We start from the raw sequence: 25039 nt of genomic DNA on the forward strand, positions 1-25039 counted from the left end.
ATGAATCCAATTTTCAAAGACAAAAAACTAGATGAGCGATTAACCACTCATGGTTATCTGAAAATCCCCCTGCTTACTCCAGCGCTGACCCAAAGCCTACTTGATCTTTATCACAGTAGTGTCCGAGGTGAAGAGGTGAAAAACTCCCAATATGGCCTTTATGTTACTTTGGAGGAATTTGATACTGAAAAAAGCCTGGAGATCGAAAACCAGGTAGAACAACTGATCTCGGACCAACTGGATCGGTATTTTGAACCCTACAAAACCCATCTGGGCGGGTACCTGATTAAAAATCCTGACCCCAATGGTTATACATACCCACATCAGGACTGGACATTTGTAGATCACAATCATTACCGATCTGTCACCGTCTGGATAGCATTAATGCCTATTACTCAAAAAAATAGTACCCTGGGCTTTGCCAGGAACAGTATGACCACATTCACCCATCCCGTAGGCACCCCGGTGACCATCATGAAATCGGGTACCACCGGACATGAATTTACGGTATACGAGTATTTGGATTTTATAGACATACAGCCTGGTGAAGCCTTTGTTTTTGACAATAGAATCGTACACGCGGCCACTCCAAACACCAGTCAGCATTCACGCATAGCTTATGCACTCACACTATCACCCCCATCAGCTCCGCTATTGCATTATCTCTATGCGAGAAATGAAGCCGGTGAGGACGACCTGATAAAGTTGGCGGTGGACAAGGCCTTCTTCCACGACTACACCATTGAACATGCCGACGATCTGTACGAAAGAAATGAACTCCCTAAGGGATATAGAGTATTGAGCCGTGAAAAACCGACCTGGAGCCCAATGCCATCCAGTGCCTTAGAAACTTATCTGACTGAAAATCAACTCCAAAGGAATGGGTTGTGCATATCACACCATCATACCAACCCAACAACAGAAAAAACATCACTCACAGCACGGATAAAGCAGTGGATCTCATGGAAAAAGTAGTTAGACAACCTTTCAGGAACCCTGCATATCAAGCCAAATTCGAACAGGATGGTTATGTCATATTTGACTTATTGTCAGACGCACAATTGAACCACATCAGACAGCATGTGGAAAGCACCCCTCTGCCGGACACCAAAGGTTATGGATTCAATGTGGCCATGGACAGCGAGAGTCTTAGCCTCAGAAAAGAGATTCATCATTTCCTGATCGACTTTATGCATCCAATCTCTGCCGAGATTTTAATCGACCGGGAACCCTACTCCACCTCGTATATGATCAAAGAGGCCAATAGTGGCCTGGTACCGGCGCATCAGGATTGGAGCTACACCCATGAAGAGCAACACGCCTCCATCATGTGCTGGGTAGCCCTGGACGATGTGGATCTAGAGAATGGTGCCATGGCATTTATCCCGGGTAGCCACCAGCTTTTTGACTATAAAAGAGTGTTCCCCTTTCCATATGCCAAAACCCCCGTAGAACGGTTCAAACTTGAGCTAATGTCTTACCTCCAAATAGAACCCATGAAAGCTGGACAAGTGGTTTTTTTTAACAACAAGACCATACACGGATCATTCCCTAATAATCAACCCAAGCGGAGATATGCTTTTTGCATGAGCTTTTCGGTAACCAATGAGCCAATATTGCATTTCCAATTTTCAGATCCTCAAAACCTGAATCAGATCACCGAATATGAAGTGGGAAATGACTTTTTTGTAATACACAACAACGAAACTCTCACGAAGACGCTCCTCCACGAGCATGGAAACCTGAAAGATGGGACCTTGAAAAAATCGGAACCTTACTACCTTCCGGAACTCAACTGGGAGTCTTTAGAAAGCATGCTTCATGAACGAGGAATATACCGCTCTGAAATACTACAGGAAAGATTGAGACAGTTTTTAAATAAGCAATCATGAGATTTATTGATCAGGATATAGAGGATCATTTTACCCGGAATGGCTACTGCAAAGTGCAAATATTGAACGGTGAACTCGTAGAAGAACTTCGCCACTTTGCTGATAAACACATATTATCAGAGGCCATCGCCAATAGTGACTATGGCATGTACGTGTCGTTGGAAGAGCAGGAAGAAAAGAAGGCGCTAATCACGGCTTTTGTAAGGGAGAAGGTAGCCCCTCAGCTTGATGCCCATTTAACAGATTTTAAAATTCACCTTGGCGGATACCTCATCAAAGCCCCCGATCAGGTAAAGTACACCTTTCCTCATCAGGACTGGACTTTTGTAGATCATGAAACCGATCATACTTCAGCTACTGTCTGGATCAGCCTATATGACATAGACCAATCCAACGGGACACTTGGCTTTCTTAAGGGGAGTCATCGTTTTCTAAATCACATCATTGGATCGCCATCCCCGGCAGTACCTACCCCATCCATGAACAAGGAGTTGTTGATCTTTTCCCATTTAACTTTTGAAAATGTGTCTGCAGGAGAGGCACTTATTTTCAATAATAAAACCATTCATGCGGCCATGCCCAATAAGAGCGATCTCCATCGGGTAGCTGTAGGTATTGGTATTACCCCTAAATCAGCCGGTCTTTACCATTATTACCTCAACCCTGATAACCCAAAGGAATTCCTGAAACTGGAAGTAGAGGAATCATTCTTTCTCCGGTATAACAATGACGACCTCATGGAATTGTACCGGGCCGGTCTCTTGCCTGAGCTCTGCAAAGTGGTGGGCAGTTCGCCTGTTAGCCAGCATCTATACCCAGACCAATCAACTGTAGAGCAGGATATTCTAGAATATGGCAATCTTCCGAATGGCCATATCATGGATCTACAAAATCACTTTGGCCAAAACGAGCCTGCTGAGGAGCCTTCTCAGGAACCCGAAACGGAGGAGCAGTACGTGGACACTCGCACCTTTTTTCAGATGTACACCCCATTGAATATCTACCGTGAAGCGCGTTACCGATTGACCAATTTGTGGAAATGAAAAGCCTTTTCAAAGACCCCCAGGTGACCCAAAAATATCAGAAAGATGGATACGTGATCCTTGACCTCCTGAGTCCTATGGAAATCAAAGCAGAGCGAGACTTTTTTTACCAACATGTACATACCTTTGACAAAGAGCCTCTGTACGAAAGTAGCAGGAACAACAGCAATCAAACCAATGATCTCATCAACAATCACCTCCAGCAGGTTTTCCTCCATAAAACACTGGATCACATCCGAAACGCTACGGTCTATGGAGGCACTTATATGGTAAAACCTATGGGTAGCGAAGACTATCTGCCCTTACACCAGGATTGGAGTATCGTGGAGGAAGATCAGTTCGAGACAGCATTCATTTGGTGTCCGCTCCAAACTACAGATCAGACGAACGGGGGTCTTTTTGTGGTGCCGGGAAGTCATCATTTCTACCAAAACCGACGATCTGGAAGTTTGCCCTGTCCGAGAATTATCCCGAACCGAAGGATAAAGCCCTATGTAAAACATCTGAAAGTAAGTGAAGGTCAAGTTATTATCTATTCAGATAAGGTATTCCACGGTTCACACCCCAATACCCGCCAGACGCCACGAATAGTGGCTACAGCTCGCCTCGTAGAACAAGGTGCCCGTCTCACCTATTACCATCGTTTGAGCAATGAAAAAGTAGGTGTGTTTTATTTTAGCAAGGACACCTACCTAAACGGAATCACCCAGCTGGTGCAAGGCAAAATACCCGATGGGCTACAGCCTGAATACCTCGAAGACTTCAGAAACGAAGAAATAAATGAGGCTAACTTTATTCAAAACATAAAAAAACACTTACCCTCTCCTACAGTCCTGAACAGACTGGCGGCCTGGTTTGATTAATCTCTATGAGCAATCTCTTCCAACTCATCAAAACCTACTCTCCGGCAAACATTGCTCGGGAGGTATACTATTCATACCTCCGGTCAAAAGATCATGCAGCAGGAGTTGGTGAGTTTTACAACAAACACCATCAGGATTTTCTGGAAGTTTACGGAGAGCTTATTCAGGCGTTTAGAACAAGCGATATTGATGAGATTCTGGACTACGAGCTAGAAGCAATGCAAATATCTCCAGAAATGAAAGTACTGGATGCCGGATGTGGTGTGGGCCGCCCAGCACTTCATTTTGCTCAAAAAAGTGGTGCCCAGATAGAAGCCATCAGCATCTCACAGCGACAAATCGACTATGCAAATAACCTGAAAGGTAAATTCAATACCGGAAATGTAACCTTCACCAAACTGGACTATCACAGGATTCAGGAGTACTTTGGTAATAGCCAATTTGACCGGATCTACTTTCTGGAATCATTCGGACACTCCACCAAAAAAAAGGAACTTCTCAAAAGTGTTTGGGATGCACTCAAGCCAGGTGGGGAAGTATACATCAAGGATCTTTTTTGCCGGGTGACAGACAGCCGAAAAGATCAGAAGGTCATCAATAGGGAGATTGCTAAAATCAATCAACAATACCACTACGAGATATCAAACCTTACACAGTTTCTGGACATGGCAAGAAAAATGGGGTTCGTTTTGAAGCTAGTGAAAACCATAGACATAAAACTTGAAGCCTTCGAAAACCTGGCAATTTCCAACAAATTCCAGGAACTCACAGGCATTTATAAGATTGAAAGTTTTGATGGGTACATTTTTCCAGTAGACTTTCTGGAAGTAAAACTTTACAAGCCGGCTTTCAATATGGAGGAAGCTAAGGATCGCTACTTTCTACAAAACCTTTTTTACAAAAACATTCGTTCATGATCATCACACCGGACTTTGTATGGACCCACATGGCCAAGACCGGAGGCTACTCCGTGCACCGGATGATTTCGCTGGTAGGGGATGAAAACATCCAGTTAGATCCTCTGGGTGGAGAGTGGTCAGACTACCGCCGGCATGAACCTTTTTGGATGAGGTCCGAAAAATGTGGATATGACATCACCGCGAATAAGATTAAAGTGCTGACCATACGCCGGCTGCCCGCCTGGATTTTGAGCTTTGGTGAATTCAAGAAGCGAGAAGAAGGATTTGAATTCGACCTTCAGGAGCTCTCTAAGGGATATTTCAAACATGAAAAACGGGACATGGTCTCCGGTGGCTTATCTGATCCCGGATCATATGACACTCATCATGCAGACGAAGCACTGGCATACTACCGACCAGAAACCATCGATCACTGGTGGAAACAGGAATCGCTGAATGAAGATGTGGTCTGTTTTCTCGGAAGATTTTACACCCTCACACCCCTCCAAATCAAACAGATGAGCTGTTCACATGAAAATTCAAATGAATATGACCGAAACCTCGGTAAACGCTTCTCACAGAGGCAATTAGAAGAACTCTATCATAACTGCCCGCTCTGGTCCACTTATGAGCAAAAGGTATATGGGTCACTTTTGGTATAAACTCCGGCTCTCGCACCCGTGGAGATACAAAGCACCCGTGCTTCTGGCCTGTGTGTATATGGTATTTATCAAAAAACAGACCTCCTTATCAGAAATGGCACCCTGGTTGGGTTTGTCATTGGTCACTATTGTAGGTATTGCGGGCATAGGCTATCTTATCAATGATTTTTCCGACAGACAGTCAGACGGAAAAGCCGGAAAACCCAACTTCTTTATTGATACAAGCCAACTGAAGGTGGCTCTGTCAATCACTGTCCTCACTTGCTGCGCCATCGGTCCTTGGTATTTCTTTCCAATGGACAGGCTTAGCTGGGTTCTGTTTACTGGCGAACTGGTCTGCTTTATTATCTACTCCTTGCCCCCATTCAGGCTCAAAAAAAACATCTGGGTGGCTCCTATTCTGGACGCTCTATATGCCCATGTATTGCCCGTAATCCTGGCCACCCATACCTTTCTGCTCATTACTCATGCTGAATTTTCCTTCCTCCATATGGCTGCCCTTGTATCATGGCAGCTGACACTGGGCATTCGTTTGCTCATCAACCATCTGGTAGAAGACCGACCACATGATCTTTTGAATTATCACACACTGGCTACTCAGTACAGTGCCCACCGGATTCGTAGATTCCTTTGGTACACGATGTTGATAGAATTACTTCTGTTCACATCGGTACTATTCTTCGCTTCCAACTTGTTCATTAGTATATCGACCGGCTTGGTACTGCTGGCCTTTACGCTCAAACAGAAATCACGGTATTCTTTTGTGGAAAATGTACCTGATTCATTTTACCGCAAGCTATTAGGAGGAGGACTGACTGTCGTGCTTATCTTTACTCATGGCTCAGCCTATGTGCTCTTACTGATGATCCATATGATCCTTTTCCCTGTGGGTCAGAGCCACGAACTCCGAAAAGTACTAAGCAAGCTGTATCAAATAGGCTCCGTCATCGTCAATTACGGTATCTATTACTTTAGAAGATTCGTTTTACGTCAATCAGAAAAACAAGCCCGCCGGGAATATTATGAGCAAGACCTAATCAATAAAACCAACCAAATGAAGTCTGACCAACTGGGTAGCATCACTATTGCTAATTTGAATCTTAACAAGTATTCTGAAACATACATCCATGAATACAAGAATCAGTTGCCATATGGGGTAGACTTCCTCTACGGTGGCTACCCACCTGTTTTTGATGAATTTGGTCAACCATTAATTAAATCCAAAAGCTCCATCAACAGCAAGCGGCAGTTACAGGATGCCATCGTGCAAAGACTAAACAAGACCAGATCGAGACTGGTACTGGCTCATTTTGGCCCCATGGCAGTCAGAATGCTCCCGATTTGCAGAGCTGCTGGAGTTCCCATGGCTGCCTATTTTCATGCATACGACGTTCACCACAAAGACCAATTAGAAGCGCACCTAGCGGGTTATTTAGATGTCTTCAATCATGCCCATTTGCTCATAGGTAGCAGTCAGGAGGTGATCAAAAAACTCAATGAAATGGGTGCTCCGGAGCAAAAGTTAAAGTACCTGCCCGCATATGTCGATCTCACCCGCTTCACCTATGTCGATCATTCTTCGAACCAACCTAACCTCCTAAGTGTAGGAAGATTTGCGGATACCAAGGCTCCGCATCTGACCATATTAGCCTTTAAGCAAGTGTTGGAGGAGGTTCCCAATGCACGTCTGACCATGATCGGTGACGGTGAGCTGCTGGAAGCCTCCATATCACTGACCAAGGCCCTACAGATCGATCATAGGGTGAGTTTCCCGGGCGCAAGATCTCCAATGGAAATTTATGAGGAAATGAAAAACAGCCGGGTATTTCTACAGCACAGCATCACCACTCCTCTGAACCACGACAAAGAAGGCACACCGGTAGCCATCATGGAAGCCATGGCTTGCGGTCTCCCGGTTATCAGCACAGCCCATGCGGGAATAGCCGAACTCATCAGCCATGAGCAAAACGGGCTTTTGATACCAGAACTGGAAATCGCTCAGATGGCCGAACAAACCATCAGATGTTTGAAATCTGTAGAATTAAGTAAAAAGCTTGGGAAAAATGCCTCAGAAAGCATTCGCAGTAATCCTTTGATTACCGATCACATGCGGATAATCACTGAAATGATCAATCACTTTGGGCTGAAGCAAGGATAGTATCCACCCGCTGTTCCCATTCCGGGTAGCCTGAAATACTCGAGATTCTGGTAAGAAACAAATCCTCAAAATCCAACCCATCAGTCCGCTGCATGTTCAGGTTGGTCATAAAACCATAGCAGCTATCCTGAAGATTCACCTGGAGGTTCACCATGTAATCACGCCTGTACCATGAAGCATTCAGAGTGGGCTGAAGTGGGCCGGAAACATAAGCAGGATTGCAAATTTCATACCCTGTATCCAGGTAAGTTTCAGGTAAATATAAGTTAGCCCAGGATGTGTCATTTATAAAATAAAAATCATGGGTTCCCCCACTTGCCACGGCCTGAAGAAACTGAAAAAAATCACCGAGAGAATCTCCTTCAAAAAGTGCCGAATTATAATGTGCATCCTGAACTGAAACAAGCCCATCGGAGAGTTCCACCAGCGTAAGTTCGTGAGTGAATGGTGTATGCTCAATTCCAAAATTATAGGTGGCAGATTGGAAGCCCAGCTCCCGATAAACATCCCGGAGAAGGTAGCTTAACCGGCCGCATGAAATATGATAGATGGTTGTATCCATTTGCAACAGAAGATCCGATGGTAAACGCTGTCTCCAGTCAGGAAATCGCTCATCAAAGGCAATCTCAGCCGTAGGATCCAGTGCTCTGTGAGCATAAAGTGATAAGTGCCTTCTCACCACATTGACCTGATCAGACTCCTTCATCCGATCAAATAACAGTGGATCGAGATGAAGTGCGGAGATCGTTCCCTTGCGTTCATTTTCACCAGATTCACATGCCCACTGACAAGTCAACAACACTATAAAAAACAGGCTACCCCTCCACATATCGCTAAACTAATGAAGGAAAATCAAAAACTGCATGCCCTGATTTTATTCATCCGGCCGGACTCAAAACTGTATTCCTGTTTGACAGGATACCCCAAATCATAAGTATCTTTATCCGTTCGCATACCTAATTGGTCATGCAAGCATTTCTTATTTATCATTTGTGAAACAACCTACACTTAGCATTATACTTTGCGGCAGAAATGACCGATACGGCGATGACTTCATTGACCGACTGAAGCGAAGCCTTTTATGGAATGCCCAACTTGCAGCAAAACATCACATCCAGACTGAATTGGTTTTTATCAATTATCACCCTGAAGAAAATCAAAAATGCATCTCATCACTGGACATCTGGCCCACTTCCGATTATTGGAACTCCAGGGTCATTACGGTACGGTCAGCATCCGATGCCTTTCTTGAATTCCCTGCAAAAAACATTGGGATCAGGCGGGCACGTGGACAATACTTTCTGATAACCAATGCAGATATTTTACTTCCGGAACTGTTTTTCTACTCTTTTCATCAATGGATTAAGCAAAGCAATACTATTTATCGAGCCGACAGGCTCAACGTCTCCAGGAGATACAACACCGAAGCTGCACTGATAAACACGGCAGATGAATACTGCGTGAAAGGTGGGATTTTTTATCGCCCCCTTATGATTCCTCATGGGCTATATTCTGCACTCCTCCCTACCTATCTTGGTGCCAGGAGAGCGGTCTATTCGTGCCTCCCATTTCTCCTGACACCTAGTGAGCAATTCTTGCTCAAACACCATTTTACAGCATCTGGTGACTTCACATTGGCACATCGGGATGTCTGGCATCGCATTCAGGGGTTTAGAGAACACACTCCCATCAGTACTCATGTTGATTCCCTATGGCTGGTCAAGGCACTGAGTCACCAAATAAACTTACAAGAACTACCAATAGCCGTCCTGCACCAAAGCCATGAAAGGCGGCATAATTTTTCATCTCCCAGTCAGGAAATGAATCAAATGTGGTCTATTTTGCAGAACCAAATCAGCGAGTACCTCGCTACCCGCACTCCAATAGTAGACACCACCGATCAATGGGGAAACCCGGAGATCAACTACCCAGAAGATAGTATCTAATGAATCCGTATTTATCTATTGTTGCAGCCAGCCGTAATGACAATCATGGAGGGGATCTTACCAATCGCATGGAGGTGTTTTTACGCGGTTTATATCACCAGCTGAGTCAGTATCATTTACCAACTGAAATCATCATTGTGGAGTGGAACCCACCCTCCGACCGACCCGGACTCTCGGCTATATTGCCAAAGCCACCTTCCAATGGTAACATCATACTACGAATCATTACCGTACCCTACGAAATACACGCTCAGTATAAAACCTCCAGTCATCTCCCCCTCTTTCAGATGATTGCCAAAAACGTTGGGATAAGACGTGCCAAAGCCCCATTCATTTTATGCACCAATGTGGACCTGCTTTTTTCCAGCAAACTGGTTCATTTTTTGGCTTCAAAAAAGTTAAAAAAAGGTACCTACTATCGGTGCAACCGGTGTGACATTCCGAAAGAGATTGACTACAGTGCTGAGATCCCGGTTCTGCTGAAGTTTGCCAGAAAAAACATCATACAAAGACTCGGGAAAAATCGGCTCTACCCCAATTTCAATGGCCAGAGTAAGTGGTGGTACCACAATATTTTAACACTGGGAATGGTGTGGGGTATTGCGCTCATTAAAAGGTTCACCGAGTCCAGACTGACAACCACCATCGAAAGTGCAGACACCTGGGCTTGCGGAGACTTTACCCTCATGCATCGCGAAGACTGGGAAAAGATCAATGGCTATTTCGAATTGGATGCCTATTCAATTCATATCGACAGCCTGGCCCTTTTTGCCGCCCTGGGACAGGGTATTCATCAAAAAATACTTGCACCTGAACTGTGTATTTTTCACATTAGCCACCGAGCTGGCTGGGAACTACAGGATCCCATGCAAAAAATAAAGTTTGACATTCAAATGCCCATGCTGGACTGGAATACTGCCAAAGCCGCTTGCGAACATATGCTTAGAGAGCAAGTGGTATTACCAATCAATGGGCCAGACTGGGGTCTGCTGGGCAGGACGCTGAATGACACCACAATAACTGGATAACCAGGAGTTGTAAAATAGATATTTGAACATGCGTAAATACATACTTGTTTGTGGAGGAAGTGGTTTTATCGGGACACACCTGATCAAAAAGCTGGTAAACGAGGGACACAAGGTACTTTCAGTAGACATTTCAAATCCCATGCATCAGGAGAGCATCAACTTTGAGTTTATTCAGGGTGACTTGAGGGACTACTCCAAATGCATGGAAATAATGAAAAACGGCCCATTTGATGAAATCTATCAACTGGCAGCAGACATGGGGGGTGCCGGGTACATATTCACTGGTGACTCTGATGCTGACATCATCACCAACAGCGCTCTGATCAACATCAACATTCTCAAATGCTGTGTAACCTTTGACTGTAAGAAAATCTTCTATTCATCCTCTGCCTGCATCTATCCTCAACATAATCAGCTAGATGCTTTAAATCCATACTGTGAAGAATCTTCGGCCTATCCAGCCGATCCTGATAGTGAGTACGGGTGGGAAAAATTATTCAGCGAACGCTTGTATTTTTCTTATCAGAAAAATTACGGTATCGATGTAAAAGTGGCCAGGTTTCATAATGTATATGGCCCGTTTGGTGCCTGGAATAATGGTAAAGAGAAAGCGCCATCAGCCATCTGCAGAAAAGTAGCCGAAGCTACCAACCCGGGTACCATCGAAATCTGGGGTGATGGAAACCAGACTCGTACATTTTTGTATATTGATGACTGCCTGGATGGTGTCCAAAAGCTTATGGATTCGAACTTTCATGGCCCATACAACATTGGTTCCGAAGAGTTGATTTCCATCAATAACCTGGCCAAAATGGCCATGGAGATTTCAGGAAAGGATTTGAAATTTGAACATATAGAAGGCCCCATGGGTGTAAGGGGAAGATCCTCGCACAACCTCAAAGTACGCAGCGACCTGGGATGGCAACCTGAAACCTCTCTTCAGGAAGGCCTCGAAAAAACCTTTCACTGGATCAACCACCAGGTACAAGAGGCCTTGCAAACAAAATAAAGAATGGCTAATAATAGTATAGGATTAATAGGTCCCGGGAGACTAGGGCTGTGCGTGGCATTACTTTTAGAACAAAAAGGCTACTCCGTAACGGCCATAGAGCAGAATCAGCGCTACCTGGAAGCTCTTCAGACCAAATCGTTTGACAGCCCTGAGCCTGAAGTAAACGAACTCTTGAGAACCAGTAAACACCTCCGGTTTTCTTCAGACCTCAAGGAGTGTCTCACAGAGGATCATGAATTGATCTTTATTTATGTACCCACTCCTGAAAATGACCAGGGATATGATCATTCCATTCTAAAGGGGGTACTGGAGGCTATCATGAACCAGGGTGAACGCAAGCATCCTGTGACCCTTGTGGTGGGGTGTACCACTTTACCTGGCTTTAATCAAACCATAGAGGAGCGACTCAAGGCACTCAATTATCATCTCGTATATAGTCCGGCATTTATCGCACAGGGCACCATAGTAAAAAACCTCCAACACCCGGATATGTTGCTTTTTGGAGCATCAGATATGACCTATGCACTGAAAACAGAAGTCATAATGAGTCAGATAGCGCTAAATCATCCGCAAGCACATCATATGAGCCTTATTAGTGCTGAGATCACCAAGCTCGCAACCAACTGCTTCCTAACAGCCAAAATTGCCTTTGCCAATGCCATAGGTGACCTGGCCAGCCAATCAGGTGCTGATCAAAAAGCCATACTGGGAGCCATAGGCTCTGACTCCCGAGTGGGTCATAAATACCTCAGCTACGGGTATGGATTTGGCGGGCCATGTTTCCCCAGAGACAATCGGGCACTTAATTATTTTGCACGAGAGGCTGGATATACGCTGCAGATCAGTGAAGCCACGGAACGCGCCAATGAACAGCATACAGACTTTCAAATCGCTCAGTTACTTCAAACCACCAGTCAGCAGGAAGAAATATACTTTGATCACGTCACCTACAAACCAGGCACAGATATTCTTCAGGAATCACAGCAGCTCAAAATCGCCTTGGCTTTGGCCAAAGAAGGGAGATTAATCAAGGTATGTGGTTCATCTAAAGTGGTTCAGACCCTCAAGAGTACCTACGGGAATGTGTTTCGTTATGAGGTGAAAAACTGAATCACAGCAGCCACCACCCTATCCAGCTGATCAGGCGATATTCCAGTAAATAGAGGTAGTCTCAGGAGATGCATCCCGGCGATAGAGGTGTGATGATCATCACCAACAAACCGGCCAACCTTACTACCAAATACAGATCGATGCAACGGGAAGTAATGGAATTGTGCTTCTATACTCTGTGCGTTCAGATAGGCACGCAGCTGATCTCTGATGGATTGATCATCTAGTATCAGGTAAAATAAATGCGCGTTGTCTCCTTCTTTCAAAACAGGAGGTACCGAAAAAAATCCCTTATCCGCATAAGGCACCAATTGATCATGATACCTCCGCCAAGCGGATCTTCGGTCTGAAGTAATTCGCTCGAGATCTTCCAGTTGAGGAAGTAAAATGGCGGCCTGTAGCTCAGTGAAGCTTGCTTTCAATCCCAGTCCAACCCACTCGTAGTGAGAAGTTTTGTTCCGATCAAAATCCAGTCTATTGGTGCCCAAATTCATGAGCTTTTCTACCTGCTCTAACGAATCCTCTCCGTTGATAAGCAGTAGACCTCCTTCATGACAGGTAATGTTTTTTTGTTTCTCAAAACTAAATGCAGCATAATCGCCGAATGTACCCAGCCTACAACCCTGATGAACTGCGCCCATTCCATGGGCATTGTCTTCTATGAGCTTCAGTTGGTGTTGCCTACAAAGTTCGCGCAGTTTTACATAGTCGGGGGCCCATCCCCCATAATTGACAGCCACCACGGCTCTCGTACGATCCGTAATGGCCTCTGATACTTTATCCGCATCAATGCAAAAATGGCTGCCCTCCACATCTACAAAAACTGGAGCCGCTCCCTGTATTACAAAAGGCACCACTGTGGACACGTGTGTAAATGAGGGGAATATGATCTCGTCCCCTGGTCTGAGATTGAGAAGAATGGCACAGGCCCCAAGCGCTGTGGTACAGGAGTCCACAAAGTAGCGCTCACCTCCAAGGTGATTGAAAAACCAACCTTCGCACCTCCTTGTAAGACTTTTCTTCCAAAAACTATCAGACGCACTTACTACTTCATTTATATACTTATTTTGCAGATCGGTCGGCGGACCGGATACGAAAGGAACCTCGAAAATCATATACCATTGATAAAGCTTCGTAATCTAAAAGAAAACTCTCGGGCTTTCCAATTTCTGCTTCTAATAGCAGTAATGATCATCTATACCCAGACAATCCATTTTGATTACAATCTTGATGATGAAATCGTGGTGAGTCAGGAAGACAAATTCTCAATATCAGGGCTATATGAGTCCATTTCGTCGCCCTACTATTCACTTGATCAGCGGATTTCCTACGGCTATCGCCCCTTAACATCGCTCACATTCTACCTGGAGTCCACCCTGCTTGGCAACAATCCTACCATTTCTCATTCCATCAATCTGATTCTATATCTCCTTGTTGTTGGGTTGATCTTTCTCCTAGGCCTCCACCTATTCAAAAATCCGCAATACGCTTTCATTCTGGCATTGCTATTCGCTGTGCACCCCACCCACACCGAAGTAGTGGCCAGCATCAAAAACAGAGACGAACTACTGGCCCTATTGTTCGGGCTTTTGGCATTCTTGTCATTGAGATTAAAAGGTAACTGGTCAATACCCGCCACCATTGCTTGTATGATATGCTCATTGTTAGCCAAAAAAACAGGATTGGGGATTTATCTGCTCGCTCCAATTCTCCTTTACAGTTTTCACTCCAAAAGCAGCGCATTCTTTTGCAGTTTGGTGGCAGCCATGTCCGTATCCCTATTCGCTATGGCCCCTACGGCGAATGTCTCAGGATCACTTTTTTTGGTCATCATTTATCTGACAGGCATGACCCTCTTCTTTTATTGGGCACATTTTAATGATTTTAAATTCAACAAAAACACGCTTCAGGCTGGTGTGGCATCTTTAGGTATACTGGTCGTGGCCTTCGGCATTTTTGAAAGTTTTGTCCCGCTTATCCTGGCTCTGCACATTATCCTGCTCGCCAGCTACTTTTTTTTCACCTCAGGGCAGCTCATCAAATGGGTGCTCTTTTTCAGCCTGATGATGACCAGTTTATTCACCTCGGCTTGGTATTTTATCCCCATGTGCTACGTGCTCGTGTTCAATGATTACGACAGGACAAAATGGATTTGGATACCCGGTACTCTTCTGCTTTTCTTCTCCGTTTTCCTTGTGATTACCAGTACCAAGCCTTTTGCTATCCTCTTCACCCTGATCTACATAACTCCGCTGATCTTCGATCGCCTTAGAAAAAAATGGATACTTCTATCCTTACTATTCAGTGCGTTTCTGGCCGTCCTCATCAATTCATACGCTGGTACGAGTCTTACATATATTGTCCTACTTATATGCTTCGTGATACTCTTTTGGCTTCTCATCAATCAAAAATGGAAAAGCTCTTACCTAGGCATTCTCATCTGCTTCATAGCCCTGTCTTTTTATATTGACTCATCGGTGACTATTCTAAGTGGGTGGCTTCAGCAAACTCAAAATCTGGGAGGCACACCTCCCCAAACTTCCACCACCTACTCAGGTAGATCCCTGGATTTTATTGAGAACCCACTGGTAAACCATACACAGATTTCAGACAAACTCATGGCCATGGCCAGCACGTATGGACATTACATTTCGCAAATGATTTACCCTCATAACCTCAGATTCTACTATGGATATAATGCCATCGATTTATTCAATCCCCCTATTGTGCTCTTATGGCTAGGAATCATCACAGGGATCATCACCCTTTTCATGAAATGCGCACAATGGCGTTCCTCTTTATTCTTTATTCTTTTCCTGGTCGCACTATTCCCGTTTTCTAATTTGCTGGTTCCGGTAGCAGGTATTGTGGGTGATCGTCTGGTCTTCCTGCCCTCGCTTCTTTTTCTTCTGTTCATTACCTCTCTTCTGACAGAGTTCCTATCAAAATACAGTCTTGCGATCCCGATAGTCTTCATTTGTGCAGCTATGGGATATCTATCATTTGAAAGGGCAGCTCTTTGGAAAAACAAAGAAACACTTTACTTGCATGATGCCAGTGAAAATCAGCTATCTGTAAAAGCAAACCAGTTGGCAGGAGACCTACTATATGGACAGGCCGTCAATGCACCCGAGATCAAACGTAAAAACCTACTGAAGTCCGCCCTCTCTTTCTATACGAAAGGAGCATCGGTACACGAACCATACTATTTAAACTGGTATATGATAGGTGTTATACAGCTACAATTGACCGAATACAAGATGGCCATGGAGGCATTTAAGCGAGCCGAAAACTCACCTTACGTTGATCAAAGCATCTACCTACAAATGGCTATATGTGCTTCATTCCTTAATGATCTGGAAACAGCTGAGATGTATTACTTACGAGCTGTTAACCACCCCGAAACCAAACTCAAGGCCTACCTCAATCTTGTGTACATCTACCTGCGAACAGATCAGCTCTCTCTGGCTCTAAGTACTAACCAAAAAGCTCTTGATGACTATCCCGAAAACCCAAGCCTCAATGAAAACCACGCGCGAATCTATTTCAACATGGGCGACACCCTGAATACCATCAAGTATCTGGAAAATGCCATCTACTATGGAAATGACAATGAAAGGAATTTAGAATTTCTAGAAAGCCTTCAACTCTAATGGGCCATATTTTCCAGCACCTGCTTAATTTCCGTTGCCCGCCCCAAGTTCACTACCTCTCCAATCACAATGATGGCTGGTGAACTGATGCCCGAATCAGCCACTTTCTGACTGATGGTCGCTATGGTGCCAAAAACTGACCGTTCGTCGGGTCGGCTCCCATTCTGTATGATCCCAATCGCCTCCGCTGGCCCTCTGGTGACCCGGAAAATATCAATGATCTGATCCAGTTGCTTCATTCCCATCAGGATGACAATGGTGGCAGAAGACTGAGCGGCGAGATGAACATCCCCGGATAACTCCAGATTGGAAGTGGTGCCGGTAATCACCCAAAAGCTTTCATTGACTCCCCGCTTGGTCAGGGGGATTTCACTCAGGGCAGGCACAGACAGTGCACTGCTGATCCCAGGGATCACTTCCACTGCAATCCCATGCGCCCGGGCATGCTCCAGCTCTTCGTGCCCACGTCCAAACACAAAAGGATCACCCCCCTTCAGCCTCACAACCGTCTCGTAGCGCTTCGCATTATCTACAATCATGTCATTGATATAGATCTGCTGGTACTGATGAATGCCAGGCTTCTTTCCTACGTAAACCAACTCACAGTCCGGACGACAATGCTTCAGTAGTTCCTTATTTACCAGGGCATCATATAGCACCACATCAGCCTCCTGAAGCCCTCTGATGGCTTTCAGGGTGATTAATTCGGGATCTCCGGGCCCTGCTCCTATTAATAATAGCTTTGACATACTTAAATTCTTTTCGTAAAAATACGTAATTTATTTTTTATAAATCAAGTAATATTACGTAGTTTTACGTAAAAATAAATAGCGATTATGAAAAAGGTCATCGTCATCGGTAATGGAATGGTTGGTTATAAGTTTTGCGAAAAGCTACGTGCCAAAGCCGGCCATCAGGAGGTCTCACTCCTTGTTTATGGTGAAGAATCCGTCCCGGCTTACGACAGGGTGCATCTGAGCGAATACTTCACCAACCAGTCCGAAGAAAAACTACTCATGGCTCCGGCAGGGTGGTACGCAGAAAATGACATCAGCCTGAAAACAAGCCAGCTGGTGACGGAAATAGACCGGGATCAAAAAATCGTTCGCACCCACACCGGCGAAACAGAAGCCTATGACTATCTCATCCTGGCCACAGGCTCACGACCTATGGTGCCGCCCATCAAAGGAGTGGACAAAAAAGGGGTGTTTGTCTACCGGACCATCGAGGACCTGGATCAGATCATCGCCTATGCCAAAAATGTAAAACGCGGCGCAGTGCTGGGTGGCGGTCTGTTGGGACTGGAAGCTGCCAAGGCGTTGATGGACCTGAAGCTGGATGCGCAGGTGGTAGAGTTTGCCTCCCGACTCATGCCCAGACAGCTAGATGAGGCAGGATCGAATATGCTCAAAAGCAAAATTGAATCGCTGGGTATTGAAATTCTCCTCAACAAAAGCACCAGTGAGATCCAGGGAAATGGAAAGCTGGATGGCCTGCTCTTTGCTGACGGCAGCCAACTGGATACCGATATGCTGGTCATTTCCTGCGGGATCGTTTCCCGAGACGAACTGGCCGCTCAGGCCGGACTGAAAACTGGAAAACGTGGCGGTTTTAAGGTGAATAATCAGTTGCAAACCAACGATCCGCACATCTATGCCATCGGAGAGGCTGCTTCATACAATGACATGGTCTACGGACTGGTGGCCCCGGGCTACGACATGGCCGATACGGTAGTGGATCAGATTTTGGGAAGCGGTCAAAAGCAATTTACCGGAGCGGATATGTCCACCAAACTCAAGCTGATCGGGGTGGAAGTAGGGAGCTTTGGAGACGCGCTGGGTGATATCTCCGGGAGTGTCCCCATCGTTTTCGAAGACAAAAACACCGGTATCTACAAGCGAATCAACCTCTCACCGGATCGTAAAAAATTATTGGGTGGTATCATGGTGGGTGACACCAGTGCCTACGGCATGCTACTCCAGATCACCCAAAATGGCATGGCGCTCCCCCCTAACCCTGAAGACCTGATACTTGGCGCAAGAGGTGGAGAATCCGGAGGAAACAGCATGATGGACCTGCCAGATACTGCTCAGATATGCTCCTGCGAAAATGTCACCAAAGACGACATTGTGGGGGCCATCAAAGACCAGGAGCTCACAGACCTGCAGCAGGTACGTACCTGTACCAAAGCCGGAACGGGATGCGGAGCCTGCTCACCCATGGTGGGCGATATCTTTACCGCCACACTCAAGTCCATGGGGCAGGTAGTCAGAAAAACGATCTGTGCCCACTTTGACTATACCCGTCAGGAGCTCTTTAGCCTGATCAAAGTAAAAGGTATCCAAAGTTTTGATGAGCTACTCGATCAGTATGGCAGTGGCGATGGTTGCGAGACCTGCAAACCGGCCGTGGCTTCACTGATGGCCAGCATCTGGAATGACCTCATCCTGAAACAGGACACCATTCAAGACACCAACGATCGCTTTTTGGCCAATATCCAAAAGGGAGGTAGCTACTCTGTGGTGCCTCGCGTAGCAGGTGGAGAGATTACACCTGACAAGCTCATCGCCATGGGGCAGGTAGCCAAAAAATACGATCTATACACCAAGATCACTGGGGGGCAGCGCATCGACATGTTCGGTGCCCGACTCAATGACCTCCCGGCCATCTGGCGCGAGCTGATAGATGCCGGATTTGAAAGCGGGCATGCATACGGTAAATCACTGCGCACCGTCAAGAGCTGTGTGGGCTCTACCTGGTGTCGCTATGGGCTGCATGACTCGGTCTCTTTTGCTATAGAGATAGAAAACCGATACAAAGGCATGCGCTCTCCTCACAAGCTCAAGGGTGGAGTGTCCGGTTGCAGGAGAGAATGTGCTGAAGCTCAAAGCAAGGATTTCGGACTCATCGCTACTGAAATCGGGTACAACCTGTACGTCTGTGGCAATGGTGGTGCCAATCCCCAGCACGCCAAACTCCTGGCAGGAGATATTGATGAAAAGACCGCCATCAAATACCTCGACAGATTCCTGATGTTTTACATCCGCACAGCCGAGCCACTCAACCGCACGGCGGTATGGCTCAATAAGCTGGAAGGGGGAATTGACTACCTGCGCGAGGTGGTGGTCAACGACAGCCTGGGACTTGGTGAGGAGCTGGAAAAAGACATGCAGGCGCTCATCGCCTCCTACCATTGCGAATGGAAAGAAGCCATCGAGGATGAAGGCATGAAGGCCCGATTCAGACATTTCTCCAATTCAGACGAGCATGATCCTACTCAGCAATTTGTACCCATGCGCGAAATGAAAAAGCCCGCAGACTGGCAAACCGTAACCAAAGACTAATACCATGACAGAAGATATACTCGAATACAGAACCGTACTCCCAGCCCAGGTGACCACCTGGTACCCGGCATGCAGGGTGGAGGATTTCCCTAAAGATGGAGGCCTTTGTATCTCCTATAGAGGCTTGCAAATCGCCGTTTTCAATTTTACCCGCAGGCAGGAATGGTATGCCACACAAAACCTGTGTCCTCATAAGCACCAGATGATCCTGAGTCGGGGCATGATCGGCTCAGAAGGGGATGAACCAAAAGTGGCCTGTCCCTTTCACAAAAAGACCTTTTCGCTGAAAACGGGGGCCAACCTGAATGGCAATGAGTGTGAGCTGGCCACCTATCCGGTAAAAGTGGAAAACGGCACAGTCCTGGTGGGATTTGCGTAATCTTACGTATCCAGGCACGTTTAATCAGGGCAATTACTTACTTTTATGCCTTGACCTGGCTCAGGTTGACACATGGCAAAACTCAGATTTAAACGTTTAGGACTTTTTTACCTCATAGCACTTGGTTGCATCGCGCTGAGCATCGTTGTTAGCCAAATTCTGATACAGACCTCCATCAACCGTCAGCAGGATGACGCTCATGTGATCAATGTGGCGGGTCGTCAACGGATGCTGAGTCAAAAAATCAGCAAGCTGGCCCTCAAGATAGAGCACCAAAAAGGCGAACGGCTCCAAAATATCATTGCACTAAGGGAAGCCCTGGCCCTGTGGAAGCAATCTCACGAAGGCCTCCAGTTTGGAGATGCAGAGCTGGGGCTCTCCGGGGCTAATTCCAGCATCATCATGGAGATGTTTGAGACCATTTCCCCGCACTATGAGGCTATCTACCAAAATGCACAAGACCTCCTCTCATTGCCCCCTGATCATGACGACAGCACTGCCCTACTCAGAGCGGACTATGTAAGCACCATTCTGGCCCATGAATCTACCTTTCTGGAAGGCATGGACAAGATCGTCTTCCAATACGATGAGGAAGCTCAGAAAAAAGTACGGGAACTGAAAGAAACCGAATATTTCCTCCTCGTCATTTCTCTACTGATCATCATCATTGAATTGATTTTCATCTTCCGGCCGCTGGCCAGAAGTGTGCGCGCCACTGTGCAGGACCTCATGGCGTCTGAGGAATCCTCGAGAAAGATGACCCGCGAACTCTCCAAACTCTACGAGGAGTTGGGCAAGTCCTATCAGGACCTGGAGGCGGTCAATCTGGAACCGGAATCCCCCTCACTTTATGCCAGCATGAGCGCTCAGGGGGAGTTTATGTACCTCGCTCCGCGTTTTCTTCACATGATGGAATACGAAGAGACCGAGCCACCCAAGACTTTCCAACAATTGCTCAAAAGCAGTGGATATAAAGATGATTTCATCAAAGGACTGATGCTACTGCTTCAGGAAAACAAAAACTGGACCGGAGAAATCAGGCTCATCACTGAGCCCGGAGACTTCTGCTGGGTGGAAACTTTTCTAATACCCATCGCCATCACCGGAGAGATCAAAATGATCTCACATGACATCACAGAGTTCAAGGAAGCCAAGATCCGCTCCCGGGAGCTGAATAGAGAACGCATCGAAAAGTCCGTGAAAGAGCAGCAGTACCGCTCGGTACTGATCCTGGAAGGTCAGGAAGAAGAACGAAAGCGGCTCTCCAGAGAGCTACACGATGGCGTGGGCCAAATGCTCTCTGCCATGAAGCTCCTGCTGGAATCTTTCGCGCCCTCCTCCAACCCGATGAAAATGCGACTGGAAGACGCCAAGAGCCTGATGAAGAGCATCATTCAGGAAGTGCGAAGGGTCTCCTTTAACCTTACTCCAAGCAGTCTCGACGATTTTGGGTTGGTGCCGGCCATCAAGAAATTTTGTGATGAGATCAACTCGGTGACCAAAGCGAAAGTGGAGTTTGTGAATGAAACCAGGTTTATCAACCGTCTGGAAAGCACCATTGAAACCAACCTGTACCGCATCATACAGGAGAGCGTGAATAATGCGCTGAAATATGCCAAAGCCACACACATCACTGTGCGCTTTTCGCATAACATCAACTCGCTGAATATCCTCATAGAGGATGATGGCAAAGGATTTGACTATGACCGACTGGGAAGCAGTGGCCATTTTGAAAAAGCCGGTCATGGAATTTTTAATATGAAAGAGCGAACTTCTTATATTGGCGGTAGTTTTAACCTGACTACCGAGCTCGGAAAAGGAACCAAAATATTTATCACATTATCCCTAGATAAAAATGATTAAAGTAGCCCTGGCCGATGATCACGAAATAGTGCGTCACGGCATCAAAATGGTATTGGAAGACGACCCTGAGATCCAGGTAATATGGGAAGCCTCTGACGGGCAGGAAGCCGTAGAAAAAATGGACTCAGACGCCCCAGATGTGCTCGTGGTGGACATTCGCATGCCGCTGATGACCGGACTGGAAGTGACGCATCAGCTCAAAAAAAACAATGACGAGGTGAAAATCATCGTGCTCACCATGCATGATGACTCAGAGTACATCGTCAAAGCACTCGAATACGGGGCAGACGGCTATCTTCTGAAAGACACCAACAAGGCAGAGTTTAACAAAGCCGTGCACATGGTGCATAATGGACAGAAATATTTCAGCGGAGACATCTCCACCACCATTGTGGATTTTTACAGAAATGGGGGCCCTCGTCCCGGCACCGGATCAGAACCCGGTGGATCAAATTCCGAGGACTATCAGCTCACCAAGCGTGAAAAGCAAATCCTAAAATTGATTTATGAAGGAGTATCCAACAAGGACGTGGCTGAAACCCTTGGGAAAAGTGTCCGCACGATAGAGACTCACCGCTTCAACATCATGAAAAAGCTGGAGGTCAATAATATCACTGAATTGTTGAAAAAAGTAGAACGCGAAGGGCTGGATAAGATGTTGTAGTCCGGTGTTCTATGAGATTCATTTATGAAAAAACTACTACCAGGTTACCTCAATACAGAAATTGTTAAATCTGAAATCAAGCGATTAGAGGTCTTTATTGGATTTTTATTGACTGGAGTAGCCTTGTCGCTCTTTATGCAGATCCGCCACTTCAACCTGATGCGGGATACCTTTCGCAATCCATTTTCCTTTCCGTTCATCTTACTCACCGCCGCGCTGATGATCGCTTTGTTCACAGCCGGAAGGAAGTGGGTACTGAGACTCCAACGAAAGGGCCGCAGATTACCAAGAACCTATTTTTGGTATACCGTGCTTATGGAAGTCTCTATCCCTTCACTATGGCTCGTCGTGACCTCTTTGATTGAAGAAACATCTTCATTGCTAGACTCACCCATTGTCTTTGTCTTCTTTATTCTGATCATAGTCTCTTCCCTCCACCTCGATTTTTGGCTCAGTGCCTGTATGGGAATGCTTGTATCCATTTTCATTGCCTCATATACCTATTGGGTCACAGAAACCTACCCTATCAAACTTCACCTCCCGTTGGCCATCTATTATATCCGGTCCTTCATGTTTCTGATGAGTGGTATATGCGCAGGACTGGTAGCAAGTGAATTAAGAAAAAGGCTTACACTCACCTTTCAGGAAATACAAGCCAAAGAGCAGATAGAAGGACTGTTTAACCAACAAGTATCAAAAGAGATGGTGGAAGTGCTCAAGGAAAAGCAAGACTTTACCGCCCGATTGGATGTGACCATTATGTTTCTAGACATACGAGATTTCACTCAAAAAGTACAGCACCTCACCGCTCAAGAAGTCAATGCTTTCCAAAATAAATTCTTTTCGCCGGTCATAGAGATAATCAATGCAAACAATGGCATTGTAAATCAGATTATGGGTGATGGGCTAATGGCCACATTTGGAGCTCCGATAAAAGACACCACCCACTACAAAAGTGCCTGGAATGCCACCCTCAAGATTTTGGATTTCCTCAAATCTTTTCGAGAGACAAACCCAGAACACCGCACACTGGACATTGGGATGGGAATGCACTGCGGCGAAGTATTGGTGGGCAACATAGGTACGGAATCGCGAAAGCAACTCTCCATATCCGGTACTCCGGTGATCATAGCCTCGCGCATAGAGCAGCTCAATAAAGAAATGGAAAGTACAGTGCTGATATCCAAAGCCCTTTTTGATATGCTCTCAGACCACATAGACCAGCATGAAACCAAAGGAATGATCAAAATGAAGGGGTTGGACAAAGAAGTGGAAATCGTGAAAGTCTTTTAAATCCTAATAGGGATACGGTGCTTTAAAGAAAACTTCTGCCACCCCAAATGCCAATACTGCCACCACAAACCCAAACATGAAAATGGTGTAAGAGATCCTCAGAAGCCTGTATTTTTTACCAAGCACTACCCCCAGAAAATAGATATCCCGTATCAGGCTGGTGTAGAGGTAATCAGCATCTTTCATCATTTCCTTCATCCCCCACTCGTACTTTCCCATCTCCATTCGATGAAAATTACCAAAAAACAAAAGGTTTGTTCGCTTATTCTGTATGTCCTCCTCTGTGAAAGTCCCCTTTGACACATTGGGCAAAGTAGCCAGAATGGCAAAGACGATAGTAGAAAGACAGACCACAGTCATGAGCATAGCGGGTATGATCAGGTGCGGATATTCTTCAAGCTTCCTAAAAAGAACAGACACCAGTACCGACAGGATAATGGAATTCACTGAAATCATAATGTTGGCTTTGGTATCTGCCATAGCACTGAGCTCCAGGTGATTTTTGGAAGTAAGCCTAAACATTGTCTCCACCCCACGGGTAGGTGTGACCTCTTTTACCTTCTTTATCTTAACTTTCAGTTTTTCCACCTGAGCCTTCAGGGCTGAAACTTCATCTTCTGTGTTTTTCATCTCCATTAATTTCTCATTCACCTTTTTCAAGTTCTTCTTCACCCTTGCTGTAAATTTCTCTTTGGCATAGCCAGTAAAAAACTCATGCTCAGTAATGAATCGCTGGTTGGACCTATACCAGTCGATGTCCGAAATATTCTTACCATTCAGTCGCCGAAGCTCCTCTTGCAGCAGATCTGCTTTGTCACAGTAGTTTTCCTCAGCCAGATGGGCCAGATCCGCATCACACAATATAGCCTGAAGATCATTTTTTGGATTCTGCGGCATTTTAGTTGCCATGATACAACCCACCACCTTCGCCGCCCGTTCATCATCGTATCCTTTTTCAGATAAAAAATCCAATGCAATTTCAGCACTTACTTCTTCATGGTTCTCAATGGTTCGCTTGTAGCCAAGATCATGAAACCAAGCAGCCAGTTCTACTATCTCCAGCTCTTCAGAACTTACTCCAGTCTTCCGGGCAATCTCCAGCGCCGCACGCACCACCTCGCGTGTGTGGTCCACTGAGTGGTATTTGATCTCAGGTGCCAGCTCATTGTTGAGAATGTTTTCGGCAAATTGCTGGGCTTCCTTTAGTAGTTCGGATCTTTCTCCGGCCAT

General features: G+C 45.8%; 21 protein-coding genes. 17 read left to right on the plus strand and 4 right to left on the minus strand.

Going from position 1 to position 25039, the window contains the following annotated elements; all coding sequences use genetic code 11:
- The 7 genes from GV030_RS07960 to GV030_RS07990 are packed head-to-tail and all read left to right on the plus strand — an operon-like array spanning position 1 to position 7517.
- Positions 1–975 carry a phytanoyl-CoA dioxygenase family protein gene (locus tag GV030_RS07960; RefSeq protein WP_159581545.1) on the plus strand — a complete coding sequence of 325 codons (975 nt, stop codon included), beginning with the start codon at positions 1–3 and terminating at the stop codon, positions 973–975.
- Entirely contained in the window at positions 963–1892 is a 930-nt protein-coding gene (locus GV030_RS07965) for a phytanoyl-CoA dioxygenase family protein (RefSeq protein ID WP_159581547.1), read from the plus strand. Before GV030_RS07960 ends, GV030_RS07965 begins: the two co-directional genes overlap by 13 nt.
- Entirely contained in the window at positions 1889–2935 is a 1047-nt protein-coding gene (locus GV030_RS07970) for a phytanoyl-CoA dioxygenase family protein (RefSeq protein ID WP_159581549.1), read from the plus strand. The genes GV030_RS07965 and GV030_RS07970 overlap by 4 nt, the downstream gene beginning before the upstream one ends.
- Positions 2932–3798: a phytanoyl-CoA dioxygenase family protein gene (locus GV030_RS07975; protein WP_159581551.1), complete on the plus strand. Its 867-nt coding sequence runs from the start codon at positions 2932–2934 to the stop codon at positions 3796–3798. The genes GV030_RS07970 and GV030_RS07975 overlap by 4 nt, the downstream gene beginning before the upstream one ends.
- A 5-nt stretch (positions 3799–3803) precedes the next feature.
- A complete protein-coding gene (locus GV030_RS07980) occupies positions 3804–4715 on the plus strand; it encodes a cyclopropane-fatty-acyl-phospholipid synthase family protein (protein WP_159581553.1) in 912 nt (303 codons plus the stop codon).
- The gene (locus GV030_RS07985) at positions 4712–5359 is read left to right on the plus strand and encodes a hypothetical protein (protein ID WP_159581555.1); all 648 of its coding nucleotides are present in this window, start codon (positions 4712–4714) and stop codon (positions 5357–5359) included. Before GV030_RS07980 ends, GV030_RS07985 begins: the two co-directional genes overlap by 4 nt.
- Positions 5340–7517 carry a glycosyltransferase gene (locus tag GV030_RS07990; protein ID WP_221413301.1) on the plus strand — a complete coding sequence of 726 codons (2178 nt, stop codon included), beginning with the start codon at positions 5340–5342 and terminating at the stop codon, positions 7515–7517. The genes GV030_RS07985 and GV030_RS07990 overlap by 20 nt, the downstream gene beginning before the upstream one ends.
- On the opposite strand, the gene GV030_RS07995 is transcribed toward GV030_RS07990, so the two are convergent.
- Positions 7489–8346 (minus strand): hypothetical protein, encoded by an 858-nt coding sequence (locus GV030_RS07995; RefSeq protein WP_159581559.1) that lies wholly within the window; start codon positions 8344–8346, stop codon positions 7489–7491. The two genes, GV030_RS07990 and GV030_RS07995, sit on opposite strands and share 29 nt — an antisense overlap.
- Before the next feature lie 163 nt (positions 8347–8509).
- Here GV030_RS07995 and GV030_RS08000 point away from each other — a divergent pair, with 163 nt between their 5' ends.
- Genes GV030_RS08000 through GV030_RS08015 form a run of 4 tightly spaced genes read left to right on the plus strand, consistent with a single transcriptional unit; the run spans position 8510 to position 12613 of the window.
- A complete protein-coding gene (locus GV030_RS08000) occupies positions 8510–9463 on the plus strand; it encodes a hypothetical protein (RefSeq protein WP_159581561.1) in 954 nt (317 codons plus the stop codon).
- Positions 9463–10491 carry a hypothetical protein gene (locus GV030_RS08005; RefSeq protein ID WP_159581563.1) on the plus strand — a complete coding sequence of 343 codons (1029 nt, stop codon included), beginning with the start codon at positions 9463–9465 and terminating at the stop codon, positions 10489–10491. The genes GV030_RS08000 and GV030_RS08005 overlap by 1 nt, the downstream gene beginning before the upstream one ends.
- Positions 10492–10519: 28 nt before the next feature.
- The gene (locus GV030_RS08010; RefSeq protein ID WP_159581565.1) at positions 10520–11500 is read left to right on the plus strand and encodes an NAD-dependent epimerase/dehydratase family protein; all 981 of its coding nucleotides are present in this window, start codon (positions 10520–10522) and stop codon (positions 11498–11500) included.
- A 3-nt stretch (positions 11501–11503) separates the two neighbouring features.
- Entirely contained in the window at positions 11504–12613 is a 1110-nt protein-coding gene (locus GV030_RS08015) for a nucleotide sugar dehydrogenase (protein WP_159581567.1), read from the plus strand.
- Here GV030_RS08015 and GV030_RS08020 read toward each other — a convergent pair.
- A complete protein-coding gene (locus tag GV030_RS08020; RefSeq protein WP_159581569.1) occupies positions 12595–13728 on the minus strand; it encodes an aminotransferase class I/II-fold pyridoxal phosphate-dependent enzyme in 1134 nt (377 codons plus the stop codon). The two genes, GV030_RS08015 and GV030_RS08020, sit on opposite strands and share 19 nt — an antisense overlap.
- A gap of 72 nt (positions 13729–13800) precedes the next feature.
- Here GV030_RS08020 and GV030_RS08025 point away from each other — a divergent pair, with 72 nt between their 5' ends.
- Positions 13801–16266, plus strand: coding sequence for a M48 family metallopeptidase (locus GV030_RS08025; protein WP_159581571.1), 2466 nt, complete (start codon positions 13801–13803; stop codon positions 16264–16266).
- On the opposite strand, the gene cobA is transcribed toward GV030_RS08025, so the two are convergent.
- Positions 16263–17015, minus strand: coding sequence for a uroporphyrinogen-III C-methyltransferase (gene cobA / locus GV030_RS08030; RefSeq protein ID WP_159581573.1), 753 nt, complete (start codon positions 17013–17015; stop codon positions 16263–16265). The genes GV030_RS08025 and cobA overlap by 4 nt on opposite strands.
- Positions 17016–17102: 87 nt before the next feature.
- On the opposite strand from cobA, the gene nirB reads away from it, so the two are divergent.
- From nirB to GV030_RS08055, 5 genes are all read left to right on the plus strand, one after another.
- On the plus strand, positions 17103–19610 hold the full coding sequence (gene nirB, locus GV030_RS08035; RefSeq protein WP_159581575.1) for a nitrite reductase large subunit NirB: 2508 nt from the start codon (positions 17103–17105) through the stop codon (positions 19608–19610).
- Between the two features lie 4 nt (positions 19611–19614).
- Entirely contained in the window at positions 19615–19989 is a 375-nt protein-coding gene (nirD, locus tag GV030_RS08040; RefSeq protein ID WP_159581577.1) for a nitrite reductase small subunit NirD, read from the plus strand.
- A 72-nt stretch (positions 19990–20061) separates the two neighbouring features.
- Positions 20062–21852, plus strand: a complete 1791-nt coding sequence (locus GV030_RS08045) for a type IV pili methyl-accepting chemotaxis transducer N-terminal domain-containing protein (RefSeq protein ID WP_159581579.1) — start codon at positions 20062–20064, stop codon at positions 21850–21852.
- The gene (locus GV030_RS08050) at positions 21845–22516 is read left to right on the plus strand and encodes a response regulator (protein ID WP_370519063.1); all 672 of its coding nucleotides are present in this window, start codon (positions 21845–21847) and stop codon (positions 22514–22516) included. The genes GV030_RS08045 and GV030_RS08050 overlap by 8 nt, the downstream gene beginning before the upstream one ends.
- A 24-nt stretch (positions 22517–22540) precedes the next feature.
- Positions 22541–23809 (plus strand): adenylate/guanylate cyclase domain-containing protein, encoded by a 1269-nt coding sequence (locus GV030_RS08055; RefSeq protein WP_159581581.1) that lies wholly within the window; start codon positions 22541–22543, stop codon positions 23807–23809.
- 3 nt (positions 23810–23812) lie between these two features.
- Here GV030_RS08055 and GV030_RS08060 read toward each other — a convergent pair whose 3' ends face one another.
- On the minus strand, positions 23813–25039 hold the full coding sequence (locus GV030_RS08060) for a Pycsar system effector family protein (protein WP_159581583.1): 1227 nt from the start codon (positions 25037–25039) through the stop codon (positions 23813–23815).

The sequence above is a fragment of the Marinoscillum sp. 108 genome (genome assembly GCF_902506655.1).
Lineage (GTDB): Bacteria > Bacteroidota > Bacteroidia > Cytophagales > Cyclobacteriaceae > Marinoscillum > Marinoscillum luteum.